This window comes from Thermoanaerobacter uzonensis DSM 18761 (genome assembly GCF_900129115.1).
Lineage (GTDB): Bacteria > Bacillota > Thermoanaerobacteria > Thermoanaerobacterales > Thermoanaerobacteraceae > Thermoanaerobacter > Thermoanaerobacter uzonensis.
The window spans coordinates 243,683-264,082 of the sequence record NZ_FQUR01000008.1; the positions used below are offsets into that span (position 1 = coordinate 243,683).

Sequence of the window (20,400 nt, forward strand, 5' to 3'; positions counted from 1 at the left end):
TTTAACTACCATCAACTTTATAATAACCTATATTTACTTGGCTAGTCAAGCTTTTCTCAATTTTTTAACTGTTCTTTTACAATTTCTATTGCTTTGTTTAACGCTTCCTCCACCTTAAATGGATTTTTGCCTGTTCCTTGAGCCATGTCTGGTCTTCCACCGCCATTTCCTTCAGATACTTTGCACACCTCTTTAATAACAGCTCCTATATTTATTCCTTTTTGAACAACATCTTTAGTAGCCATACCGACAAATATGGCTTTTTCAGGGGCAGAAGATGCTAATACTATTACTGCAGTTTTTAATTTATCTTTTAAAATATCTCCCAATACCTTCAAAGCCTCACTATCATAATCTTCAACCTTTGAAACCACTACTTTTATACCATCTAATGAAATAGCAGAATTGATTAAGCTATTTGCCAAAATAGAAGCCATTTTTATTTTTAATTGTTCTATCTCTTTATCCTTTGTCTTTAAAACTTGCTGTAAACTCCCAATTTTTGAAATTATCTCTTTATCTTGGGATTTTAATAAATCAGAAGCCTCTTTTAATATCTCTTCTTTTTCCTCTAAATATTTTATTGCGGCCAATCCTGTTAAAGCTTCAATTCTTCTTAAACCTGCACCAACTGCAGTTTCAGATAGAATCTTAAAAATCCCTATTTCGTTAGTATTTTTAACATGAGTTCCACCGCAAAGTTCCATGCTGTAATCGTCAATTTTTACAACCCTTACTTTATCCCCGTACTTTTCTGTAAATAATGCAACAGCTCCTTCTTTTACTGCTTCATCATAAGTTTTTTCTTCAATATGCACATTTAAACTTTGGTATATCTTTTCATTAACCCTATTTTCTATTTGCTTTAACTCTTCTTTAGTCACCGCTTGATAATGTGAAAAATCAAATCTTAATCGATCATCAGCCACAAGAGAACCAGCCTGATGCACATGGTCTCCTAATATCTCCTTTAGGGCTTTATGAAGAAGATGAGTTGCAGTGTGGTTTCTTGCAGCATTCCTTCGACTTACCACATCAATTTGAGCTTTTACTTCATCTCCTACTGAAATTAAACCTCTTTCAATTGTTCCAATGTGTATAAACTTATCTCCTACTTTTTTACAGTCTTTTACTTTTATCAAAGCATTTTCATTCTCTAGAATTCCCTTGTCTCCTATCTGCCCACCACTTTCAGCATAGAAAGGAGTAACATCTAGTATGATACTCACACCATCTCCCGCTTCTGCTTCCTCAACAAGCTCTTCATCTTTTACAATAGCCAAAACTTTTGAATTGCTTTCATAAGTATCATATCCCACAAATTTTGTCTTAACATCTCCTAAAGTAGAATATATGTCTTGTTCCCACAAACTATTATCTTCTTTTCTGCTACTCCTCGCTCTTATCCTTTGTTTCTCCAGCTCCCTTGTATATCCTTCTTCATCAACAGTAATGCCAGCTTCTTGCAAAATTTCTTTTGTTAAATCCAATGGAAACCCATAGGTATCATATAGTTTAAAAGCCCTAGAACCTTCTAATATGGTCTTCCCTTGTACTTTTAGTTCGTTTATATAATCTTGTAAAATTGTAAGTCCTTGATCTATTGTCTCCTTAAATCTTTCTTCTTCCAGTTTGATTATTCGCTTTATATAGTCCTTTCTCTCAATTATTTCAGGATATGCCTCTCCATAATTTTCTACAACTGAATCTACCACTTTATACAAGAAGGTATCGTTTATCCCCAGCAATTTACCGTGCCTCGCAGCCCTTCTTAAAAGCCTTCTCAAAACATAGCCTCTTCCTTCATTAGAAGGCAGAATTCCATCTGATATCATGAAAGTTATCCCTCTTATATGGTCAGTGATAACTCTCAAAGACACATCTTTTTCTGCATCTTTTCCATACTCTACTTCCGCAATCTTAGATACAAAATTAGTTATGCCTCTTATTACATCTACATCAAATATACTGTCGACTTCCTGCATTATTGTCGCTATTCTCTCAAGCCCCATGCCTGTGTCAATATTTGGATTAGGAAGCCTATGATAATTTCCTTGTTCATCCTTATTGAACTGAGTAAAAACTAAATTCCAAAATTCAATAAACCTATCGCAATCGCATCCAACTCCACAAGTAGGTTTCCCACAGCCTTTTTCTTCACCTCTATCAAAATAAATCTCTGAAGAGGGGCCACAAGGTCCTGTGCCAATCTCCCAGAAATTATCTTCTTTTCCCATCCTTACAATTCTTTCAGGAGGTAATCCAACTATTTTATTCCAAATCTCAAATGCTTCATCGTCTTCCTCATAAATTGATACCCATAACCTGTCAACTGGCAACTTCAAAATTTCTGTTACAAATTCCCAGGCCCACGGAATAGCTTCTTTTTTGAAATAATCACCAAAAGAAAAGTTACCCAACATTTCAAAAAAAGTACCGTGACGTGCTGTTTTACCCACTCTTTCAATATCCGGAGTCCTTATACATCTTTGGCAAGTAATTACTCGTTTGCTGGGGGGAGTTTCTTTTCCTGTAAAATAGGGTTTTAAAGGAGCCATCCCAGAATTAATTAATAATAAACTTTTATCATTTTTAGGAATTAGAGAAAAACTTGGTAGTCTGAGATGCCCTTTGCTTTCAAAAAAGCTTAAAAATTTTTCTCTAATTTCGTTCATTCCGAGTTTTTCCATAAAAATCCTCCTTCTTGATACAATAAAAACCGTCCCAAATTTGGGGACGGGCTTTTACCCGCTCTTTTTTGAGTATATTATACAAGATTGAACATAGCAAGTCAATAACTGGTTTATTTCTCAATAAAAATTTCTGTTACAATAACTTTCCCTATTGCCACAACAGGCACAGATAATAAAAGTCCCCAGACGCCAAAAAGTTCTTCCCCTGCAATCAATGAAAAAATCACTGTAATTGGATGAAGTCCTACACTATCACTAATTATTTTAGGTGTTATAAAGACATTTTCTATTTGTTGCACTAAAAGACACATAAATAAAGCCCAAAAGCCTTTAGATAAAGAATCAAGGAGCCCTATTAAAACGGCAGGAATAATTGACAAGATAGGGCCTAGGTAGGGAATTATATTTAATATTCCTGCCAATATTCCTATTAAAAAAGCATATTTAACTTTAATTAGAGAAAGGCCTATACTTGTAAAAATAGCAACAAAGATAGAAAGATATATTTGTGCTCTTATGTATTTACTCAAAATTTTGTCTATTTTTTTTAAAATAATGGAGAAACTACCATGATATTTGGCAGGAATTACTTTTTCAATTTCTTTTTTAAACAAATTTTTATCCTTTAAAAGATAAAAAGTAATAATCGGTACAATTATCACATCTATAATATCTTTTAATATTGCAACAGCAGATTTAAAAGCCATATCGACACGGGAGGCAAAAAGATTATTTAGGACATTCAAATTTTTATCTAAAACTTTTTCAAATTGAGGTGGTAAATAAGAAAAATAGTTAAATTTTAGTTGAAGCAAAATTTTTTGTAGTTCTTCAGTATAGAAAGGTATCATTTTTACAAAAATAACCATTTCATTTATCAACAAAGGGAGAATGTAAAAAGAAAAAAATAGTATTACCAAAGCAACAATTAAAAACACTAGAAGAATAGACAAAAAACTAGAAAAACCCTTTGAATTAAAAAATTTTACCATTGGATTTAATAAATAGGCTATTAAGGCGGAAACAAAAAAAGGGGAAAGTATATTTTTAATACTCACCCAATTCTTTATAAAAAAATATAATAAACCTATTGTACCAATGATTAAAAAAATTAGATACACTTTTTTAACTTGCATTTTATCACCTGAAAAATTTATCTAACTTTTATTTTGTTCATTGTACGCCATATTTTTGTTATATTTTTTTCTATCATATCTTTATAACGTCTATATTTTTTCATATCTATTTTGGGAATTATATATGCAGCAGCTACTATTCCTGCCAAAAATCCCTTTATATATTTGTCTCTATTCATAAAAGCCCTCCTTTGAAATCTAAAAAAGTTTCTGCTTTTTATAGATTTCCCTCTTTAAAATAAAAAATGCACACTTTTTGTGTGCACTATCTCACCTTTTTCTCAATTATTCCTCCTCCTACTACTACATCTTTATCGTAAAAGACAACTGATTGTCCTGGAGTTATAGCTCTTTGAGGTTTTAAAAATTTTACTAATACTTTATCTTCTTCATATGGCTTTATTATAGCCTCTTCTTCTTTAGCTGTATAGCGTATTTTTGCAGTTACCTTCATTTCCTTTTCTAGTTTTTTAATGGAAATAAAATTGTTATTTGAGGATATAAGCTCCTCTCCCCACACATCTTCTTGATGTCCAACAACAACCACATTGTTTTTCACATCTATATCCACGACGTATAAAGGTCTATCAGAAGATAAACCCAATCCTCTTCTCTGACCAATTGTATAGTGTATTATTCCCTTATGATACCCTAAAAATTTACCGTAAACATCTCTAAATTCTCCTGGCTTTATCTCATCTTTAACTTGCCTTTTTATAAATCCGCTGTAATCATTATCTGGGATAAAACAAATTTCTTGACTTTCTGGCTTTTTAGCAACAGGTAGCTTTAACTCCTCTGCCAAAGCTCTTATTTCTTCTTTTTTGTAATTTCCTAAAGGGAAAAGAGCATGCTCTAACTGCTTCTGTGTCAAATGATATAAGACATAGCTTTGATCTTTATAAGAATCTATACCTTTTTTTAATAAATATCTTTTTGTTTTTTCATCATAGTCTTTTCTGACATAATGGCCTGTAGCAATGTAATAAGCTCCCAACTCAAATGCTTTCTCAAGAAGCTCTCCAAATTTTATTTGCCTATTACATAATACACAAGGATTAGGAGTCCTTCCTTTTAAATATTCATTGACAAAATAATTTACTATTTTATCGTAAAAGACTTCACTAAAATCAACTGTGTAATGAGGTATTAACAACATTTCTGCAACTTTTTTTGCATCTTGTATAGCTCTTAAAGAACAACAGTTCTTATTGCTATCAAAAGCTTTAGCTTCATGGTCTACCCATACTTTCATTGTAAGGCCTATAACATCAAATCCTTCTTTTTTTAAAAGATATGCAGCTACAGAGCTATCTACTCCTCCACTCATTCCAATTACTACTCTATTGCTTATCTCCATATTATATATAAAATCCTCCCTTAAAAATCCTAAAATTATTATTTCCCTAAATGTAATACATAAAAGCACTTTTTTGATTTAATCGCCTGTAATCATCTACCATATCCTGTAAAGTAATAGAGTCTATCACTTTATTTATACTGTCTCTTATTCTTTCCATCACCAACTTCGTCGGACAACCTCCTGCTCTGCTGCACTCAAAAGGAGTATCTTCCAAAACGCAATCTGCAGGAGCCAGCGATCCTTCCAATGTTCTTATCACATCTCCAACGGTTATCTTATCAGGAGGAGCTGCTAGCATATATCCTCCCTGTGCTCCTCTGACACTTTTCACAAGGTCAGCTTTTCTAAGGATTGCTATAAGCTGTTCTAAATAATGCTCAGAAAGTCCCTCATTTTCTGCTATAGTTTTTAAAGAAATCGGGCCCTCCCCGTAGTAAAGGGCTAATTCAAACATAGCTTGTATCCCATATCGACCTTTTGTAGATAGTTTCACGATTATCCACCCCTGAATTCCTACTATTTTACCCGGATTTCAACAAAAAGAATACCACTTAAAAAAGTGGTTGTCAACACTTGATTTTCTATAATTCTTTTGCTTTATCTTGCAAAGAACCCGGCATTATTTGCATTAGTTCTATTCTATTTCCATCAGGGTCTTCTATCCAATATTGATAATTTCCATCTGCCCCCATCATAGGCTGCCCCTTTATTTCCAAGCCTCTCTTTTTTAGTTCTTCTAATGTAGCAAAAATATCATCTACATGTAGACACAAATGTTTAAACCCTATCCTTTCATCTTCATCTTTTCCCTTGTCTATCCCTCCTGGGAAAAGTTCAATGAATTGTCCTTCCACCACTTTTAAGTACACAAGCATTAATTCTCCATTTTCATGGTTAAGCCTAAAAGCTTCTTTTAGTCCCAATTTGCCACAGTAAAATTCTAAACTTTCATCAAGGTCTTTAACTTTGTAGGCTACATGGCCTAAACCTATTATCACACTAAAACCTCCCAAAAATATTATTCCTTTTTATTTTTATTATAACAGTAAATTAATGTTTTTCATAATGCAAAAAGAGGCTTATTTTTTTACGCTTCTCAGCTTGTTGACAAAGTCAAAAATTTTAAAATAGGATATTTTGCATCGTCACTCCGATGTTCCAAAGCGACAAAACTAAACTCGACCGTCGGGTTCCGGCAGGGTACCGGGCACAATCGGCATCCATGCCTTAAGGTGCCCGCCTCCGCCATCCTTGGCTTCGGCCCTGCCTCCACCCTCGGTCTTGCTAAGTTTTGTTACCGCTTTGTCACAAGTCGCACCGATTGCAAAATATCCTATTTTTGAAAGTTTGTCTACAGTCGGAGAGGCGTATTTTTTACGCCTCTTCAATGACTTTTTCTACATATTCAGATGTAGAACAGGATAAAATCCCTCCATATCTCAGCTTGAACTTTATTATATCTCCTACCTTATACGGAAATTGGGAATTTGTAACATTGACAATTAAATGATCGCTGCTTGAACCTATTAATTCAATAGAGCTGTCTATAGGAATTAGGTCATTCATATTGACATCTTGTTTCCCTATAGCCAAAATTGCCCTTTTCATTATCCCTCTATCCACATATACTTGTCTTTCTCCAAAAGCGTCCATTCCTAATATACCTCGTGGATAAGAAGGTTTTTCTTTTAATTCGACTATCTGTGCTTCTAAAGTAAATACATCGTCATAAGTATGGGGAATTCTGTCTCCAAAAGCCGTTTCCCTACCTAAGACAATAGCTTCTCCTATTCTAAGTTGCGTTATTCCTCTTGGTATGAGACCATTTTGAACTAAGTACAGACTGCTTGAGTTTCCTCCTGAGACTATATCTAAATTCAAGTTGAATTTTTTGTTGATAGAATTTTTTATTTCCACAAGCTCTTCTAGTATATCTGGCGTAGGGATAACTGAACCATAACAAGTTAAATTAGTACCTATTCCCCTTAATTTTATACCTTCTAGTTTTACTATTTGTTCTACTATTGGAATAACACCCTCTTTCAATACGCCCTCTCTCAAATCCCCCAAGTCTACCATTAAGATTATTTCATGAGTTTTCCTTTGTTTTTTTGCCTCTTCTGACAGACTTTTTATTGTATCTATTTCTGAGTTTAGGCTTATATCTGCATATTTTATAACTTCTTCCACTTCACTTTTCATGGGAATTCGAAGAAGCATTTTAGGTACCGGTATGTGTTGTAATTTTTTTAAATTTTTAATTCGAGAATCTCCTAAAATTTCTGCTCCACCTTTTACCATCGTCTGTGCTACTTCTGGAATAGCACAAAAAACTTTTGTAACACCTACTACCTTTATATTTCTCTTTTCACACAAATTAACGATAGTTTGCGTATTTTCTCGAAGTTTTTCTAAGTTTATTCTCAACAAGGGATACACTTAATCTCCCCCATTTCTACATTCTAAAGCTGTTTTTAATCAATTTCAGAGCCTCATCAGGGTACTTTTTAGACAAAACACCACAGGCTGCCATAATATAATCTCTGTCAATTAAAACTTTTGCCGATGAAGGAGGATAAAGCTCTTTTCCACTTCCCTCATCATTTATATTTCCTAATAATTTTTCTCCTCCTTCAAGTCTTGAAAATATTCCACCGGTACCTATTATCCATTTAACATTTGTCAAATCTCTTCCTTCCGCATAAAAGGTTCTTCCTGTAGGTCCAAAATAACTGCTTAATTTACCTGCGTGGCGCTTTACTGCCACTTCTAATGCCTTGTTTGCAAGATACAACACAAATTCTTTTTCTTCTTCTTTTTGGGGTATTGGCTTTATATTGTTTATTAGTTCATCTGCATTGCTGAATTTTTTATATATATCCTCTCCACACAAATCAAATAAATTTCTTGAATTAACAAAAACCCCTAAATCCCCCTCTACTGTGCGTTTAGCCAAAGGCTCTGGATTTACAGTTATTTTTTGTATTTCATCGCTTCCTTCAGTAACAGAATGAACATCTGTAGTAGCTCCACCTATATCTACTGCCATCAAATCACCTATGTCATTGTAAAGAAGTATAGCACATTCCATGACAGCACCTGGCGTTGGGATTATATTTCCTGTCACCAATTCTTTTACTTTACTCATACCTGGCGCTGTTACAATATGCTTTTCAAAAACTTTCTGAATCATTTTTCTTGTCGGTTCTACATTTAAATTATCAATTGATGGATAAACATTGTCTACAATGTATACTTCCTGACCGGCTTCTTGAAAAATGTAGGAAATTTCTTCTCTATTTTCTATGTTGCCTGCATAAATTACTGGCACATTCAACTTTAATTCCGCCAATTTTTCTCCATTATAAAGAGCAGTTTCTCTATCTCCGTAATCCACTCCACCTGCTAAAAGTATTATGTTTGGTTTGATTTGTTTTATTTTTTCTAAATCTGTTCTTCTCAGTTTTCCTGCTGTTATAAGTTTTATATTAGCTCCTGCTCCAAGGGCAGCCTCTTTAGCTGCCCTTACAGTCATGTCGTAGACTAAGCCATGTACAGTCATTTTGAGGCCACCAGCAGCACTGCTACAAGCAAGCATCTCACTATATACAAAATCTCCAATTTTATCTTTTAAATCCTCAATAGCCCCCTCAAGGCCAATATTCACATCCCCATCTAAGACTGTGGTAGGAGCCATCCCCTGACCTATAAAAACAGGATCACTGCCCAGAACAAAAGCATTTACAGTTGTCGTAGTACTTCCAATCTCAGCTACAAGTATGTCAATTGTTTTCTTCATTTTCCTTTTCCCTTCTTTTTTTAACCAAAAAACTTGCCACTTGATTTCCTTTTGTGCCTCTTCCGAATCCTGCATCAAAGCCAACACTTTTAGCAAGGTCGTTTGTAATTTGCGTACCTCCACCTACTAAAATTACTTTATCCCTTATTCCCTTTTCTACACAGAGGTCGTGAATTTTTTTCATATTTTTTATATGGACATCATCATGGGTTATTATAGTGCTAACTAAAATAGCATCAGCATTTTCCTCTATAGCTGCATCAACTAACTTTTCTACAGGACAAGAAGTACCAAGGTAAGTAAATTTTATGCCATATTTTTCAATTCCGCCGTGTTTTATGTCCAAAATCTCTCGTAAGCCCACAGAATGCTCATCATTTCCTACAGTTGCAGCAACAACCTTCATAGGCTTTCTCTTAACATCTTCTTCTATTTCCTCATCTGAAAGTATTTCCTCTTGCGGCGGTATTTCTAATTCATTTTTGCCAATAGAAAATTGAACACGCCCTCTTACTTCCACGTACGTTCCCTCTGCAGGATGCATTGGAAGTTTACCTAAAACGACTACCTCAGTAAGCCCCAGCTTCTCTGCGTATTTAATAGCAGCATATTCAGCAGTCCTCTCATCTACAGGCAAAAATAGGTTCATACTTATTATCCCGTCTCCTGCCCATTCAACTTCTGGTTTTATTTTATCTCCTTTTCTATACTCCACAGTTTCTTTTAGCCTATTTTCTACATTGTCATTCTCATCCAATTCATCTATATATTGAATTTTTTCATGTTTACACAAGGTACAGCCATCTATCAAATCACAAGGCTTGTTAATTCCTTCTGGAAGATTATTGTATCCAAAATGGGAACATACAGGTGCCATATAGTCTTTATCTCTTTTGTAAACAGTACCGGCGCCAATACCGCCATTTATAGTTCTTACAATGCCATCTCCATTTCTCTCTGGATAATAGCCTGAATCCACAAAGAAGCCTTCTTCTACTGCCTTGAAGTATCCGCCAACTTCTAAAATTTCCTCCATAAAGAGAATAGCTCTCATTTTTAATTCTCTGACTTTTTTCCCTAACTCCCCATCAAAATTGAGTTTTACCATCTCTTTTAGACCGTCCATACCGATAAGGGCTTGTTTAGCAGTGTTTATTGCGTTGATATTGTTGTAATGCCATGGGACATTTCTTCCCTCATCAGGAGTAATAGTACTTTGTATATCTGCTGAGGTCAATCGAGATATTAAAAGGTTAAGCACATGTGTTACAGTTGCTTCTCTCATATCGTGTTCGATATACTTTGTGTTCATTTGCGCTCTCATTTTATAATCTTTAAAAAGCTGCCTCAAAGCTACTGCATACGGCAAATCCAAACGTATGGAAGGAGTTGGTGGAGCATTTGGTGGCACTGTAGATAAGGCTATGTTTTCTGGTTTTATTCCTACTTTTCTCGAATAAAGTGTATTTATAGCGTGCTGAACTAAAAGTTCAGGCATAACTTTCCATCCATATTTTGCTGTTGCATTGGCATTGTGAGCCCCATCAATTTGAAGTATATTAGCATCTGCCATTATTTTCTTAGCAACTGCTGCATCTACAAAAGACCTTACCATGTTTATATTTCTATAAAGGACATTGTACTGAGGGTCTTGATGGGCACCATTTACCCCTTCTTCAGCGAACATAACAGCTACTTCAGGACCAGCTATTCCACTTACATAAGAGTGAAAGTTTATAGGCCTACCGACCTCATCTTCAATTAAATCCAATGCTTTTCTCGTCGCTCTTATTTGTTTTCTCGAAATAGGAACTCCTCCTACACCTTCAGGTGTTCCTTCAATGAGTCCATCAAAATGGCTTTGTCCTAATGTTCTAATAACCATTATGTGGTCTGCTCCATGCCATGCTGCCATTCTCATGCGCCTTATATCATCTTCAAACCTTCCTGAAGCTATTTCTGTGGTTATCACACAATCTGGCTGAGGGTCAATGTTTCCAAAGTGTTTTGCAGCAGGTAAAGGAATACTGTTTTTAAGTGGTTTTGAAACCTGATAATACTCAAAATCGCCAATTTTGTGTTTACCTACATCCTCTCTCCAGTGCCATCCTCTTCTCCTGGGCACATATTTATCCAAATCCTTCAAAATTTCTTCAATATCTATTTTTTTATCCTTTTCAAGCTTCATTTTTACTAGCCTCCCTTGCTATATCATCAAGCACCTCCAAGTACTCTCCATTAGCTATTGATTTTCCAGCAGTGAGGTAATCCTTTTTAACCCTTTCTGCAACTTTCAACACAATACTTCCTGCTCCTTTTGGCAAAAGCCCTCTTTCCTCAATTCTGTTCACAATCTCCTTTGCCTCAATACTAGAAAAACCCATTCGTAAAAGCACAGAACGCTCAATAGATGGAGATGTGTGATAATAAGCCAATTCTATCAAGGGATCTACAATTTTTTCTGCCAATTTCCAAAAATATGCGTCTAGTTCTTCGTCTGTCATGTGCTTCAAGTGTTCACTCCTTGTTTCAAAATCGTCTTCTCGTCTCATACTAACCCTCCATTCTGTAATTCTGAAATTACTTCTTTTACAAATTCTTCACTGGATTTGGTATCTTCTGCTAAAAACTTGATGTCCTTATCTTTAGGTATTATTTCAAAATGTTGAACACAGTTTTTAATATAAGATTTTTTCAAATTCGAAAGATTGACTTCTCTTGCCTTTATCATAGAAGGATGTTCAGGCAAAATTATATTTTGTCCTGGTATCTCATCATCAGGATTTCCTACTAGAATATTTATGCCATTTTGCATAGCAAAAGTAAGCTGAGCAGTTGGATTTTTACCTGCTCCTGTATACTCTGTCTCCTGTACTACTATTATCTGGTCATTTTCCATTTGCTGTGCCAAACTGAAAGCTGCTGCCAAAGAGGTATTTCCCGCTGGTCCTCTTTCTAAACCTTCTAATTGAGCTAAAAGCTCTGTCATATAAAAGACTTCCCCTTGCTTGACAAGGTAATACCCATCCATGTACCTTAATGGCCTTGCAGCATTTCGAGGCACATCCGCCCTATCCGGCCAAGTTGCAAATGGGATTCCAAATCCTGTATGTCCAGTTGTAAAAGACTTTCTATTAAAATCTTTATCTGAGGCCATGTGAAGCCCTGTCAAATCAACACTTGCTCCGTACACCTTTGTATAAGCAGCTCCTGCTTTTATAAGTCCTCTCGCAGTACCTGTCAAATTGCCTCCCCCAGCATGGGTGGTCACAACAACATCGGGAAACTTACCAGTCTTCTCTTTTACTTGCTGAGCTATTTCATATCCCAATGTTTCAATACCAGCGACTCCAAAAGGAGTGTACAAAGAAGCATTAAAATATCCCGTTTCTTCTAATAACATCAAGTTTACATAAAATAATTCCGGTCCAACAGTTAATTGTACCACTTCTGCACCAAATGTTTCACATTTTCTTCCTTTTTCTAATATTTCTGGCTGACCTATACCTCTACTATCATAAGCTTCTTGCACTACGATGCATTTTAAACCTTTCATGGCAGCTTGTGAAGCCACTGCTGCTCCGTAATTACCACTAGTAGCAGCTATGACTCCCTTATATCCCTTTTGTTTTGCGTGATATATAGAAACACTAGCCCGCCTTTCTTTAAAGCTTCCTGAAGGGTTACAAGCTTCATCTTTTATAAAAATTCTGGCAGCTTTTCCTGTTGGTGAAACTTTTCTCGCTAATTCTGTTAAATTTTTAAGCTCTATAAGTGGAGTATCCCCTACATTTGCTTCTCTTTGTATTTTAATAATCTCTTCTAATGTATAGCCTGTTTCCTTCATCATTCTTTCATAGTCAAAAGCAATTCCACCTGATTCAAATCTCTCATAATCTATTCCTAAAGATTTTTTCATTATTTCGTTTTTCCTTGCCATTATTTCCTTATACCTACTCATTCTCTTCACCGCCATATAATATCTCTCTTGCTTTCATCCCTGCTTTTATAAGTTCAGAAATTGGATTACCAAAATCGTGAATATGCCGTGGATTTACTTCTACTAAAACTCCCTCTACAATTCTACCTGTAAAGGTTTTTATTTTAACTGTATCCCCAATCTCTCCATCTTCTAAAAGTAAACCTTTAACCCACATTGTCAAGGGAGTCTCTTTTGTATCTTGAGGTATATTTTCAGCTCTTTCCTCTGGTTCTAAAATTACCTGTTTAATTTTTACCCAATCGCCTTTTTGAGCCATTTTATCTCCTCCTAATCATATCCCTTGCATCACCCATAATAGCTCTAGGTACAGGCAAATCTAACATTGTAACAAGACCCGGCGCTGCGTTTATAACATGAGGTATCATATTGACACAAAGAGCAATAGTACCTAGGCCTCCAGGTATCTCAGGATTTATAGACAACTTTATATTTGGAGTTCCTTTAATCTCAATATAGTCTCCAGTCTCTACTCCTTCTTTGTCAGGTAATATCTGCTGCGGATGTTCCAATTCTATTTTTACCTCTCCATCTACCTTTCCATACCCTATTTGGCGACATCCAGCAACGTAACCTGGCTCAACTCTTGCATAAGGGGTCTCTCTATAAGTTTTAGAAACTATAGGCTGTCTTGTCTGCTCAATACTTGAAAGTTTCCAGCCTAAAGCATCGCAAATCATTGAGATGGACTCTGGAAATCCTATGTGCCCTGTAACAGTACCGTTTTTCACACCTTCTTCAAATTCCTCTGGAGTGAGGCCTACCCCTTGTTCTTCCATAACAGCTTTTCCAAAAGGAGATAAGTCATTAATTCTTGCTGCTTTAATGGAATCAACATTTACGCAAACTCCAGTCAGTGCAATAATTAAATAGTCTAATACAAATCCTGGATTTATTCCTGTACCTAAAACAGATACGCCATTTTCTCTTGCAAGTCTGTCAATTTCTTTAGCTAATTCTGGATGTTGTGCAGAAGGATATGACATCTCCTCAGCAGTTGTAATAACATTGATACCATTTTCTACCGCCAATTTAATGAGCGGAAAAACCCTTTCTACATATGAGGATGTAGCAATAACCGCTATATCAGCACTTCCTTTTTTTATAACATCTTGAGGTTCAGAAGTTATGTAAACAGGTTTAAAATTTGTTCCTAAAATTTCATTTAAATCCTTTCCTATTTTATTTGGATCTGTATCAATTGCTCCAACTATTTCCATTCCTTTTTTAGAAAGTATCATGTTAGCAATGCCGCTTCCCATTGCACCAAGTCCCCATACTACCACTTTTATGTTTTTCATTATATCACCTCTTAAAATTTTCTATACATCTATATTGTATACATTTACTTAAGTTAAATAAAAGCTTTTACATTCCTTAAAAAACGAAGAAAACCCAATTTAATATTGGGTTTTCTTCGTTTTACAAAAGTATGCCTTAATATGGTTCGATTTTCGTAATTTTTTGGAAAATTAAGCAATTCTTTTTATATTTATTCAAAGATAAAATCAAAATCCTGCATAATATGCAGGATTTTTAATTGCCCAGATGTTTTTCTAAAAATTTTACAAAGTCTGCTTTAGGTCTTGCTCCTATTATCTTATCTACCATTTTACCATTTTTGAAAAGTCCTATTGTAGGTATGCTCATTATCCTAAACTGCATTGCCAGTTCATTTTCTTCGTCTACGTTGACTTTTCCTACTTTAATCTTTCCTTTATACTCTTTTGCTAGTTCATCAATTATGGGAGCAACTAATCTACAAGGAGCGCACCATTCAGCCCAAAAATCTATCAATACTGGTACATCAGAATTTACAACTTCTTCTTCAAAATTATCATATGTAATTTCTACTTCAAGGGGCTCTTCTGACTTTGTAGTATCTTCATTTAGATACTTTTCAATGAATCTCACAAAATCTGCTTTAGGTCTTGCTCCTATAAGTTTACCAACCATTTTACCATTCTTGAAAAGCCCTATTGTGGGTATACTCATTATTCTAAATTTCATTGCTAATTCATTTTCTTCATCAACATTAATTTTACCTACTTTGATTTTTCCTTCATATTCTTTCGCTAATTCGTCAATTATTGGAGCCACCATTCTACAAGGCATACACCATTCAGCCCAAAAATCTATCAATACTGGTACGTCCGAATTTACAACTTCTTCTTCAAAATTTTCAAGTGTAATAACTAATTCTGCCATAAAACCACTCCTATACTTTTATTTCATTTTTATTTTTATACAAAGCAATTGCTTTATACATTTTATATTATAAAACAAATTGCTCACAAAACCTAACTTTTAAAGTCATTTCATAAATTTTATAAATGTTTCAACTAATTCCTCTATCATATCATCCTGCTTTTCAGTACAGATCGCTCCCTTTACACAGCTGGTAGTATAGCTTTTAAGAAGAATTTTACCAACGCTATTTATCGCAGACCTAACAGCAGCTACTTGTACCAGTACATCTACACAATGGGCGTCATTTTCAATCATTTTTTGTATGCCTTTTACTTGTCCTTCAATTTTTCTTAATCTTCTCAATAAATCTTCTTTGCTTTCTTGGTACATACTATACCTCCCAACCCCATCGGGGTATCCAAAGAATAGTATAAAAGTTTTTCAGAGATATGTCAATAGCCTTTTGTTATTTTTTTAATAAATCCTTAACTACCTCTGCAGCAAGTATGAGGCCGACAGCAGAAGGCACAAAAGAAATACTGCCAGGTACTGGTTTCGACATTTTTCTCTTTTCATTTTCATAAAAATTTTTTATAGGCTCTTCTTTAGAATACACCACTTTTAAAGATTTAATACCTCTTTTCTTAAGTTCTCTTCTTATTACTTTTGCTAAAGGACATACACTTGTTTGATAAATATCTGCCACTTCAAATTTTGTAGGATCTAATTTATTTCCTGCTCCCATACTGCTAATTATAGGTATACCCAATAAAGTGCATTTCACTATTAAATCCACTTTTGAAGATACTCTGTCAATTGCATCAATTACATAATCGTATTCTTTTGATAATAGTTTATCACTATTGTCGCTGGAGTAAAATTCTTTGAAAGCAAAAACCTGGGCTTGTGGATTTATCTCTAATATCCTTTCTTTCATTACATCAACTTTAGGTTTACCTATCGTACGAGTGGTAGCATGTATTTGCCTGTTTACATTTGTAACACATACATCGTCTCCATCTATTAAAACCAATTTTCCAATTCCTGCTCTTACTAAAGCTTCAACAGCAAAAGAACCTACTCCTCCTATTCCAAAAACAGCAACGGTACTGTTTTTAAGTTTTAAAAGTCCTTCTTTTCCTATTAAAAGCTCTGTGCGTGAAAAAATGTCCACACTTTTCCCTCCATAAAAAAACCCCATAGTGCCGTGCTCCCCGGTAGTTCTTGAACCCGTCCTCACAACGTGGGTGCCCTCTTGGCAGCTTCATGTTTCCGTTCGAAGACGTCCTACATTCTACTGCCAAAGCCCAGGCTCCCTTATTATTGGTGTTGGCTCAAACTTTCACCGGACCTCACGCACACCACAGGGCTTTTCAACTTTATTTATACTTCTATATAAATAATAGCACAAAAGCCTCTATTTTTCAACTGGTAAACGTTTATAGGTCTACCTTTATGTGCAATTCCTTTAACTGCTCTTCTGAAACCTCAGAAGGAGCATCTGTCATCAAGCACACTGCATTTTGAGTCTTTGGAAATGCAATTACATCCCTTATGGTGTCGCTACTTGTTATAATCATTGCAAGCCTATCCAATCCATAAGCTATACCCCCATGGGGAGGAGCACCGTATTTGAAAGCCTCCATCAAAAATCCAAATCTTTCCCACGCTTTTTCTTCGCTAAATCCTAAAACTTTAAACATTCTTTTTTGAAGTTCAGTATCGTGTATCCTTATACTGCCTCCACCAATCTCTGTACCATTTAAAACTATGTCATAAGCCTTTGCCCTGACTTTTAAAGGTTCCTTTTCCAGTAGCTCTATATCTTCATCTTTAGGAGCAGTAAAAGGATGGTGCTTTGCTACATACCTTTTTTCTTCTTCGTCGTACTCTAAAAGCGGAAAATCTACTATCCAAACAAACTCATATTTATTCTCATCAATTAAATTAAATCTCTTGCCAAGCTCTATCCTCAAATGAGCCAAAGTATCAAAAACTATTTCATCTTTGTCTGCCACAATTAATAGCAAATCTCCGGCTTCTGCCTCAAGTCTATCGAGTATTTTCTTCATTTCTTCTTCACTTAAAAATTTAGTAGCAGGAGATTTCACTTCATTTTCAAAAACCTGCATCCACAAAAGTCCTTTAGCTCCATAAGTCTTTGCAAACTCTACTAATTCGTCCAACTGTCTCCTTGGCATAGAAGCAGCACCTTTTACATTTATACCTCTCACAGAACCGTTATTTTTTAAAGCAGTCTTAAACACATTAAATTCAGATTGTGCCACTATATCAGATAAATTCTTAAGTTCCATTCCAAACCTCAGGTCTGGTTTATCTGTCCCAAATCTCTCCATAGCTTCTTGATAAGATAATCTTTTAAAAGGAATTGGTACTTCAATGCCTAAAGTCTCTTTAAATATCTCTGTTATCATCTTTTCATTAATTTCCAAAACATCTTCTACTTCTACAAAGGACATTTCTATATCTATTTGTGTAAATTCTGGTTGCCTATCAGCCCTCAAATCCTCGTCTCTTAAACACTTAGCAATTTGGTAATATTTATCAAATCCAGAAATCATAAGAAGTTGTTTAAATATTTGAGGAGACTGAGGCAAAGCATAAAATTTTCCTGGATAAATTCTACTGGGTACAAGGTAATCTCTTGCACCTTCTGGCGTACTTTTAATTAAAAGAGGTGTTTCTATCTCTATAAAACCATTTCTGTTTAAAAAGTCACGAACCACTTTAGTTATTTTAAACCGAGTCATTAAATTTTGTTGCATTAAAGACCTTCTCAAATCTAAGTATCTGTATTTCAACCTTATAGCTTCTGATACATTGCTCCTATCCTCTATTGGAAAAGGCGGAGTCTCTGATTTGCTTAAAATTTTTAAAGTATTAGCATATATTTCAATTTCTCCTGTAGAAATTTTAGAATTTACATTTTCCGGAGCCCTTTTTACCACTTTTCCCTCTATTGCCAGTACATATTCACTTCTTACGATTTGCACTTTTTCAAAGGCTTCAGAAGAAACCTCATTGCTAAAAACCACCTGCACAATGCCTGTTCTATCTCTTAAATCTATAAACACTAATCCTCCATGGTCTCTTCTCCTTTGTACCCATCCCATTACTACAACAGACTTATCTATATCTTCAATTGTCAATTCTCCACACATGTGAGTTCTTTTAAGACCATTTAATTGTTCTCCCATTTAACTCCCTCCGTTTATATATTTTTTATTCTTTGTTCTATCTCATCAATGGATATTTCTATTTCGCTTCCATCTCTCATATTTTTTAATTTAACTTTGTTTTCCTTCATCTCTTCTTCTCCTATTACAATAGCAAATTTCGCATTAAGCTTATTTGCATACTTCATTTGTGCTTTTAAACTTCTATCCATGTTGTCTCTTTCTACTTTTAATCCATTAAATCGCAGTTTATTAGCAAGAGCAAAAGTAAATAATTTTGCTTCTTCCCCAACATAAGCGATAAACAAATCTACGCCTTCAGGTTTTGGAATTTCAATGCTATTTTGCTCTAATGTAATAAGGAGCCTCTCTAACCCCATTCCAAAACCTACTCCCGGCATAGAAGGCCCTCCGCATTCTTCTATAAGGCCATCATACCTTCCTCCACCGCACACAGTTCCTTGAGCTCCGATGTCTTTTGAAATTATTTCAAAAGCAGTTTTGGTATAATAATCAAGTCCTCTCACAATCCTGGGGTCAATTATATAACCATAGCCCATTACATCCAAATATTTTTGTAACTCTTCAAAATGATTTTTGCAGTCATCGCACAAATAATCTGTAATAAGAGGCGCATCTTTGGTTATCCTCTGACAGCTTTCAACTTTACAGTCTAATACTCTCAAAGGATTTATCTCATATCTGACTTTACAGTCATCACACAAATACTCCAAATTCTCCTTTAAAAAATCCTTAAGTACTTTATTATAATTTTTTCTACAAACAGGACATCCTACACTGTTTATTCTAAGCTCCAAATTATTAAGCCCCAATTTTTTTAAAAGTGTCATAGCAACACTTATAACTTCTGCATCTGCAGAAGCGCTTTTAGCACCAAAAATTTCTACTCCAAATTGGTGATGTTCTCTTAACCTTCCCGATTGAGGCCTTTCATATCTGTAAACAGGAGTTATATAGTACAATTTGGTAGGCTGTGTTTCTGCATACAAATTGTGCTCTATAAATGCTCTTACAGCTGGAGAAGTACCTTCAGCCTTTAAAGTAATGCTTCTCCCCCCTTTATCAGTAAAAGTGTACATCTCTTTTCTCACAATGTCAGTAGATTCCCCTACTCCTCTTAAAAACAACTCAGTATGTTCAAAGCCAGGCGTTCTTATCTCTTTAAAACCGTAAACATCACATATCTCCCTTATGAGTCCTTCTATATATTGCCATTTATATGATTCTGAAGGGAGAATGTCCTTTGTCCCTCTTGGCGCTTTTGTAAGCATTTCACCAACTCCTTTTAAATTTTGTAAAAACTTTATACATTTAAAAACCCCTCGTCTGCAAAAATTTGCAGGGACGAGAGGTTAAATCCCGTGGTGCCACCCTGATTTGGACTCATTCCCTTAACGCAGGTTCACGGAGCCAGCCTACATTATCGACTGGTCTGCTCACAGGTGTCATTCACAACAGCATAAGTATGAAGATACTCTCAATCGCGGTATCTTCTCCCTGTATACTTGCTATTGCTACTCTCCTGGTCATCGCATTTATCCCTCATTTTATTTGATATTATATATTATACTATTATTGGCTGTCAATCACAATTATCTTTTTATATTTTTATCGCTAATTGGGCATTGTTCTACAATATTTTTTTATACTTTTATAATATCTCACGATAGTGTAAAATTATCGTAGGATTTTTTAAGTGAAAAAAAACAAGAGACAACCCCTGTGATAAAATAGATTATGGAAAACAAAACAACACAGAAAGGGGTGTCTCTTGTGAAAAAACATATCTTTGAGGATATTATACTACAAAATGCTCTAAATTTCACTAGAGAAGTGGTAGACATTTTTGACGATTTATTAAACAAAGGAATGAATATTACAGAGCTTGCAGCAAGGATAAAGGAACTGACGGACAAACTAGGTAGAGAGGCAATAGAAGCAATTATTGAAGAGTTAGATAAGATAATAAAAGAAGACAAGAGAAGGAAAGAAAAATGGGTA

At 35.0% G+C, this 20,400-nt stretch carries 19 protein-coding genes, 1 other RNA gene and 1 pseudogene; 1 reads left to right on the forward strand and 20 read right to left on the reverse strand.

The features are described from left to right. Positions 1-56: 56 nt before the first annotated feature. From alaS to hisS, 20 genes and pseudogenes are all read right to left on the reverse strand, one after another. Positions 57-2,690 (reverse strand): alanine--tRNA ligase, encoded by a 2,634-nt coding sequence (gene alaS, locus BUB32_RS04585; protein WP_072967854.1) that lies wholly within the window; start codon positions 2,688-2,690, stop codon positions 57-59. Between the two features lie 113 nt (positions 2,691-2,803). Continuing rightward, complete coding sequence (locus BUB32_RS04590) at positions 2,804-3,829, reverse strand: AI-2E family transporter (RefSeq protein ID WP_072967856.1); 1,026 nt, start codon at positions 3,827-3,829, stop codon at positions 2,804-2,806. 17 nt (positions 3,830-3,846) lie between these two features. Then, positions 3,847-4,008 (reverse strand): hypothetical protein, encoded by a 162-nt coding sequence (locus BUB32_RS12945; protein ID WP_200773849.1) that lies wholly within the window; start codon positions 4,006-4,008, stop codon positions 3,847-3,849. An 86-nt stretch (positions 4,009-4,094) separates the two neighbouring features. Then, positions 4,095-5,189, reverse strand: a complete 1,095-nt coding sequence (mnmA, locus tag BUB32_RS04595) for a tRNA 2-thiouridine(34) synthase MnmA (protein WP_072967883.1) — start codon at positions 5,187-5,189, stop codon at positions 4,095-4,097. A 46-nt stretch (positions 5,190-5,235) separates the two neighbouring features. Further along, positions 5,236-5,685, reverse strand: coding sequence for an RrF2 family transcriptional regulator (locus BUB32_RS04600; protein ID WP_003868830.1), 450 nt, complete (start codon positions 5,683-5,685; stop codon positions 5,236-5,238). An 88-nt stretch (positions 5,686-5,773) separates the two neighbouring features. Beyond that, complete coding sequence (locus BUB32_RS04605) at positions 5,774-6,190, reverse strand: VOC family protein (RefSeq protein WP_042832907.1); 417 nt, start codon at positions 6,188-6,190, stop codon at positions 5,774-5,776. 376 nt (positions 6,191-6,566) lie between these two features. Beyond that, a complete protein-coding gene (gene orr, locus BUB32_RS04610) occupies positions 6,567-7,631 on the reverse strand; it encodes an ornithine racemase Orr (protein ID WP_072967858.1) in 1,065 nt (354 codons plus the stop codon). A gap of 16 nt (positions 7,632-7,647) precedes the next feature. Further along, positions 7,648-8,991, reverse strand: coding sequence for a GlmL-related ornithine degradation protein (locus tag BUB32_RS04615; RefSeq protein WP_072967885.1), 1,344 nt, complete (start codon positions 8,989-8,991; stop codon positions 7,648-7,650). Then, positions 8,975-11,179: a D-ornithine 4,5-aminomutase subunit OraE gene (gene oraE / locus BUB32_RS04620; RefSeq protein WP_072967860.1), complete on the reverse strand. Its 2,205-nt coding sequence runs from the start codon at positions 11,177-11,179 to the stop codon at positions 8,975-8,977. The genes BUB32_RS04615 and oraE overlap by 17 nt, the downstream gene beginning before the upstream one ends. Next, entirely contained in the window at positions 11,169-11,543 is a 375-nt protein-coding gene (locus tag BUB32_RS04625) for an ornithine aminomutase subunit alpha (protein ID WP_072967862.1), read from the reverse strand. The genes oraE and BUB32_RS04625 overlap by 11 nt, the downstream gene beginning before the upstream one ends. After that, the gene (gene ortB / locus BUB32_RS04630; protein WP_072967864.1) at positions 11,540-12,952 is read right to left on the reverse strand and encodes a 2-amino-4-oxopentanoate thiolase subunit OrtB; all 1,413 of its coding nucleotides are present in this window, start codon (positions 12,950-12,952) and stop codon (positions 11,540-11,542) included. Before ortB ends, BUB32_RS04625 begins: the two co-directional genes overlap by 4 nt. Further along, entirely contained in the window at positions 12,945-13,250 is a 306-nt protein-coding gene (gene ortA / locus BUB32_RS04635; protein ID WP_072967866.1) for a 2-amino-4-oxopentanoate thiolase subunit OrtA, read from the reverse strand. Before ortA ends, ortB begins: the two co-directional genes overlap by 8 nt. Before the next feature lies 1 nt (position 13,251). Further along, the gene (gene ord, locus BUB32_RS04640; RefSeq protein WP_072967868.1) at positions 13,252-14,292 is read right to left on the reverse strand and encodes a 2,4-diaminopentanoate dehydrogenase; all 1,041 of its coding nucleotides are present in this window, start codon (positions 14,290-14,292) and stop codon (positions 13,252-13,254) included. Between the two features lie 235 nt (positions 14,293-14,527). Then, a complete protein-coding gene (gene trxA / locus BUB32_RS13085) occupies positions 14,528-14,896 on the reverse strand; it encodes a thioredoxin (protein WP_052210499.1) in 369 nt (122 codons plus the stop codon). Continuing rightward, positions 14,897-15,199: pseudogene (trxA, locus tag BUB32_RS13090) on the reverse strand (thioredoxin); the annotation flags it as partial. Between the two features lie 105 nt (positions 15,200-15,304). After that, positions 15,305-15,571 (reverse strand): metal-sensitive transcriptional regulator, encoded by a 267-nt coding sequence (locus BUB32_RS04650; protein WP_042832900.1) that lies wholly within the window; start codon positions 15,569-15,571, stop codon positions 15,305-15,307. A 76-nt stretch (positions 15,572-15,647) separates the two neighbouring features. Next, positions 15,648-16,382 carry a tRNA threonylcarbamoyladenosine dehydratase gene (locus BUB32_RS04655; RefSeq protein WP_200773850.1) on the reverse strand — a complete coding sequence of 245 codons (735 nt, stop codon included), beginning with the start codon at positions 16,380-16,382 and terminating at the stop codon, positions 15,648-15,650. Then, a non-coding RNA gene (ssrS, locus tag BUB32_RS04660) (6S RNA) lies at positions 16,372-16,554 on the reverse strand. The genes BUB32_RS04655 and ssrS overlap by 11 nt, the downstream gene beginning before the upstream one ends. A 66-nt stretch (positions 16,555-16,620) precedes the next feature. Continuing rightward, the gene (gene aspS, locus BUB32_RS04665; protein WP_072967872.1) at positions 16,621-18,399 is read right to left on the reverse strand and encodes an aspartate--tRNA ligase; all 1,779 of its coding nucleotides are present in this window, start codon (positions 18,397-18,399) and stop codon (positions 16,621-16,623) included. Positions 18,400-18,413: 14 nt separating this feature from the next. Continuing rightward, the gene (gene hisS, locus BUB32_RS04670) at positions 18,414-19,670 is read right to left on the reverse strand and encodes a histidine--tRNA ligase (RefSeq protein WP_072967873.1); all 1,257 of its coding nucleotides are present in this window, start codon (positions 19,668-19,670) and stop codon (positions 18,414-18,416) included. Positions 19,671-20,172: 502 nt separating this feature from the next. Between hisS and BUB32_RS04675 the strand changes: the two genes are divergently transcribed. Then, on the forward strand, positions 20,173-20,400 hold a 228-nt coding region (locus BUB32_RS04675; protein ID WP_200773851.1), incomplete at its 3' end, for a UPF0236 family transposase-like protein.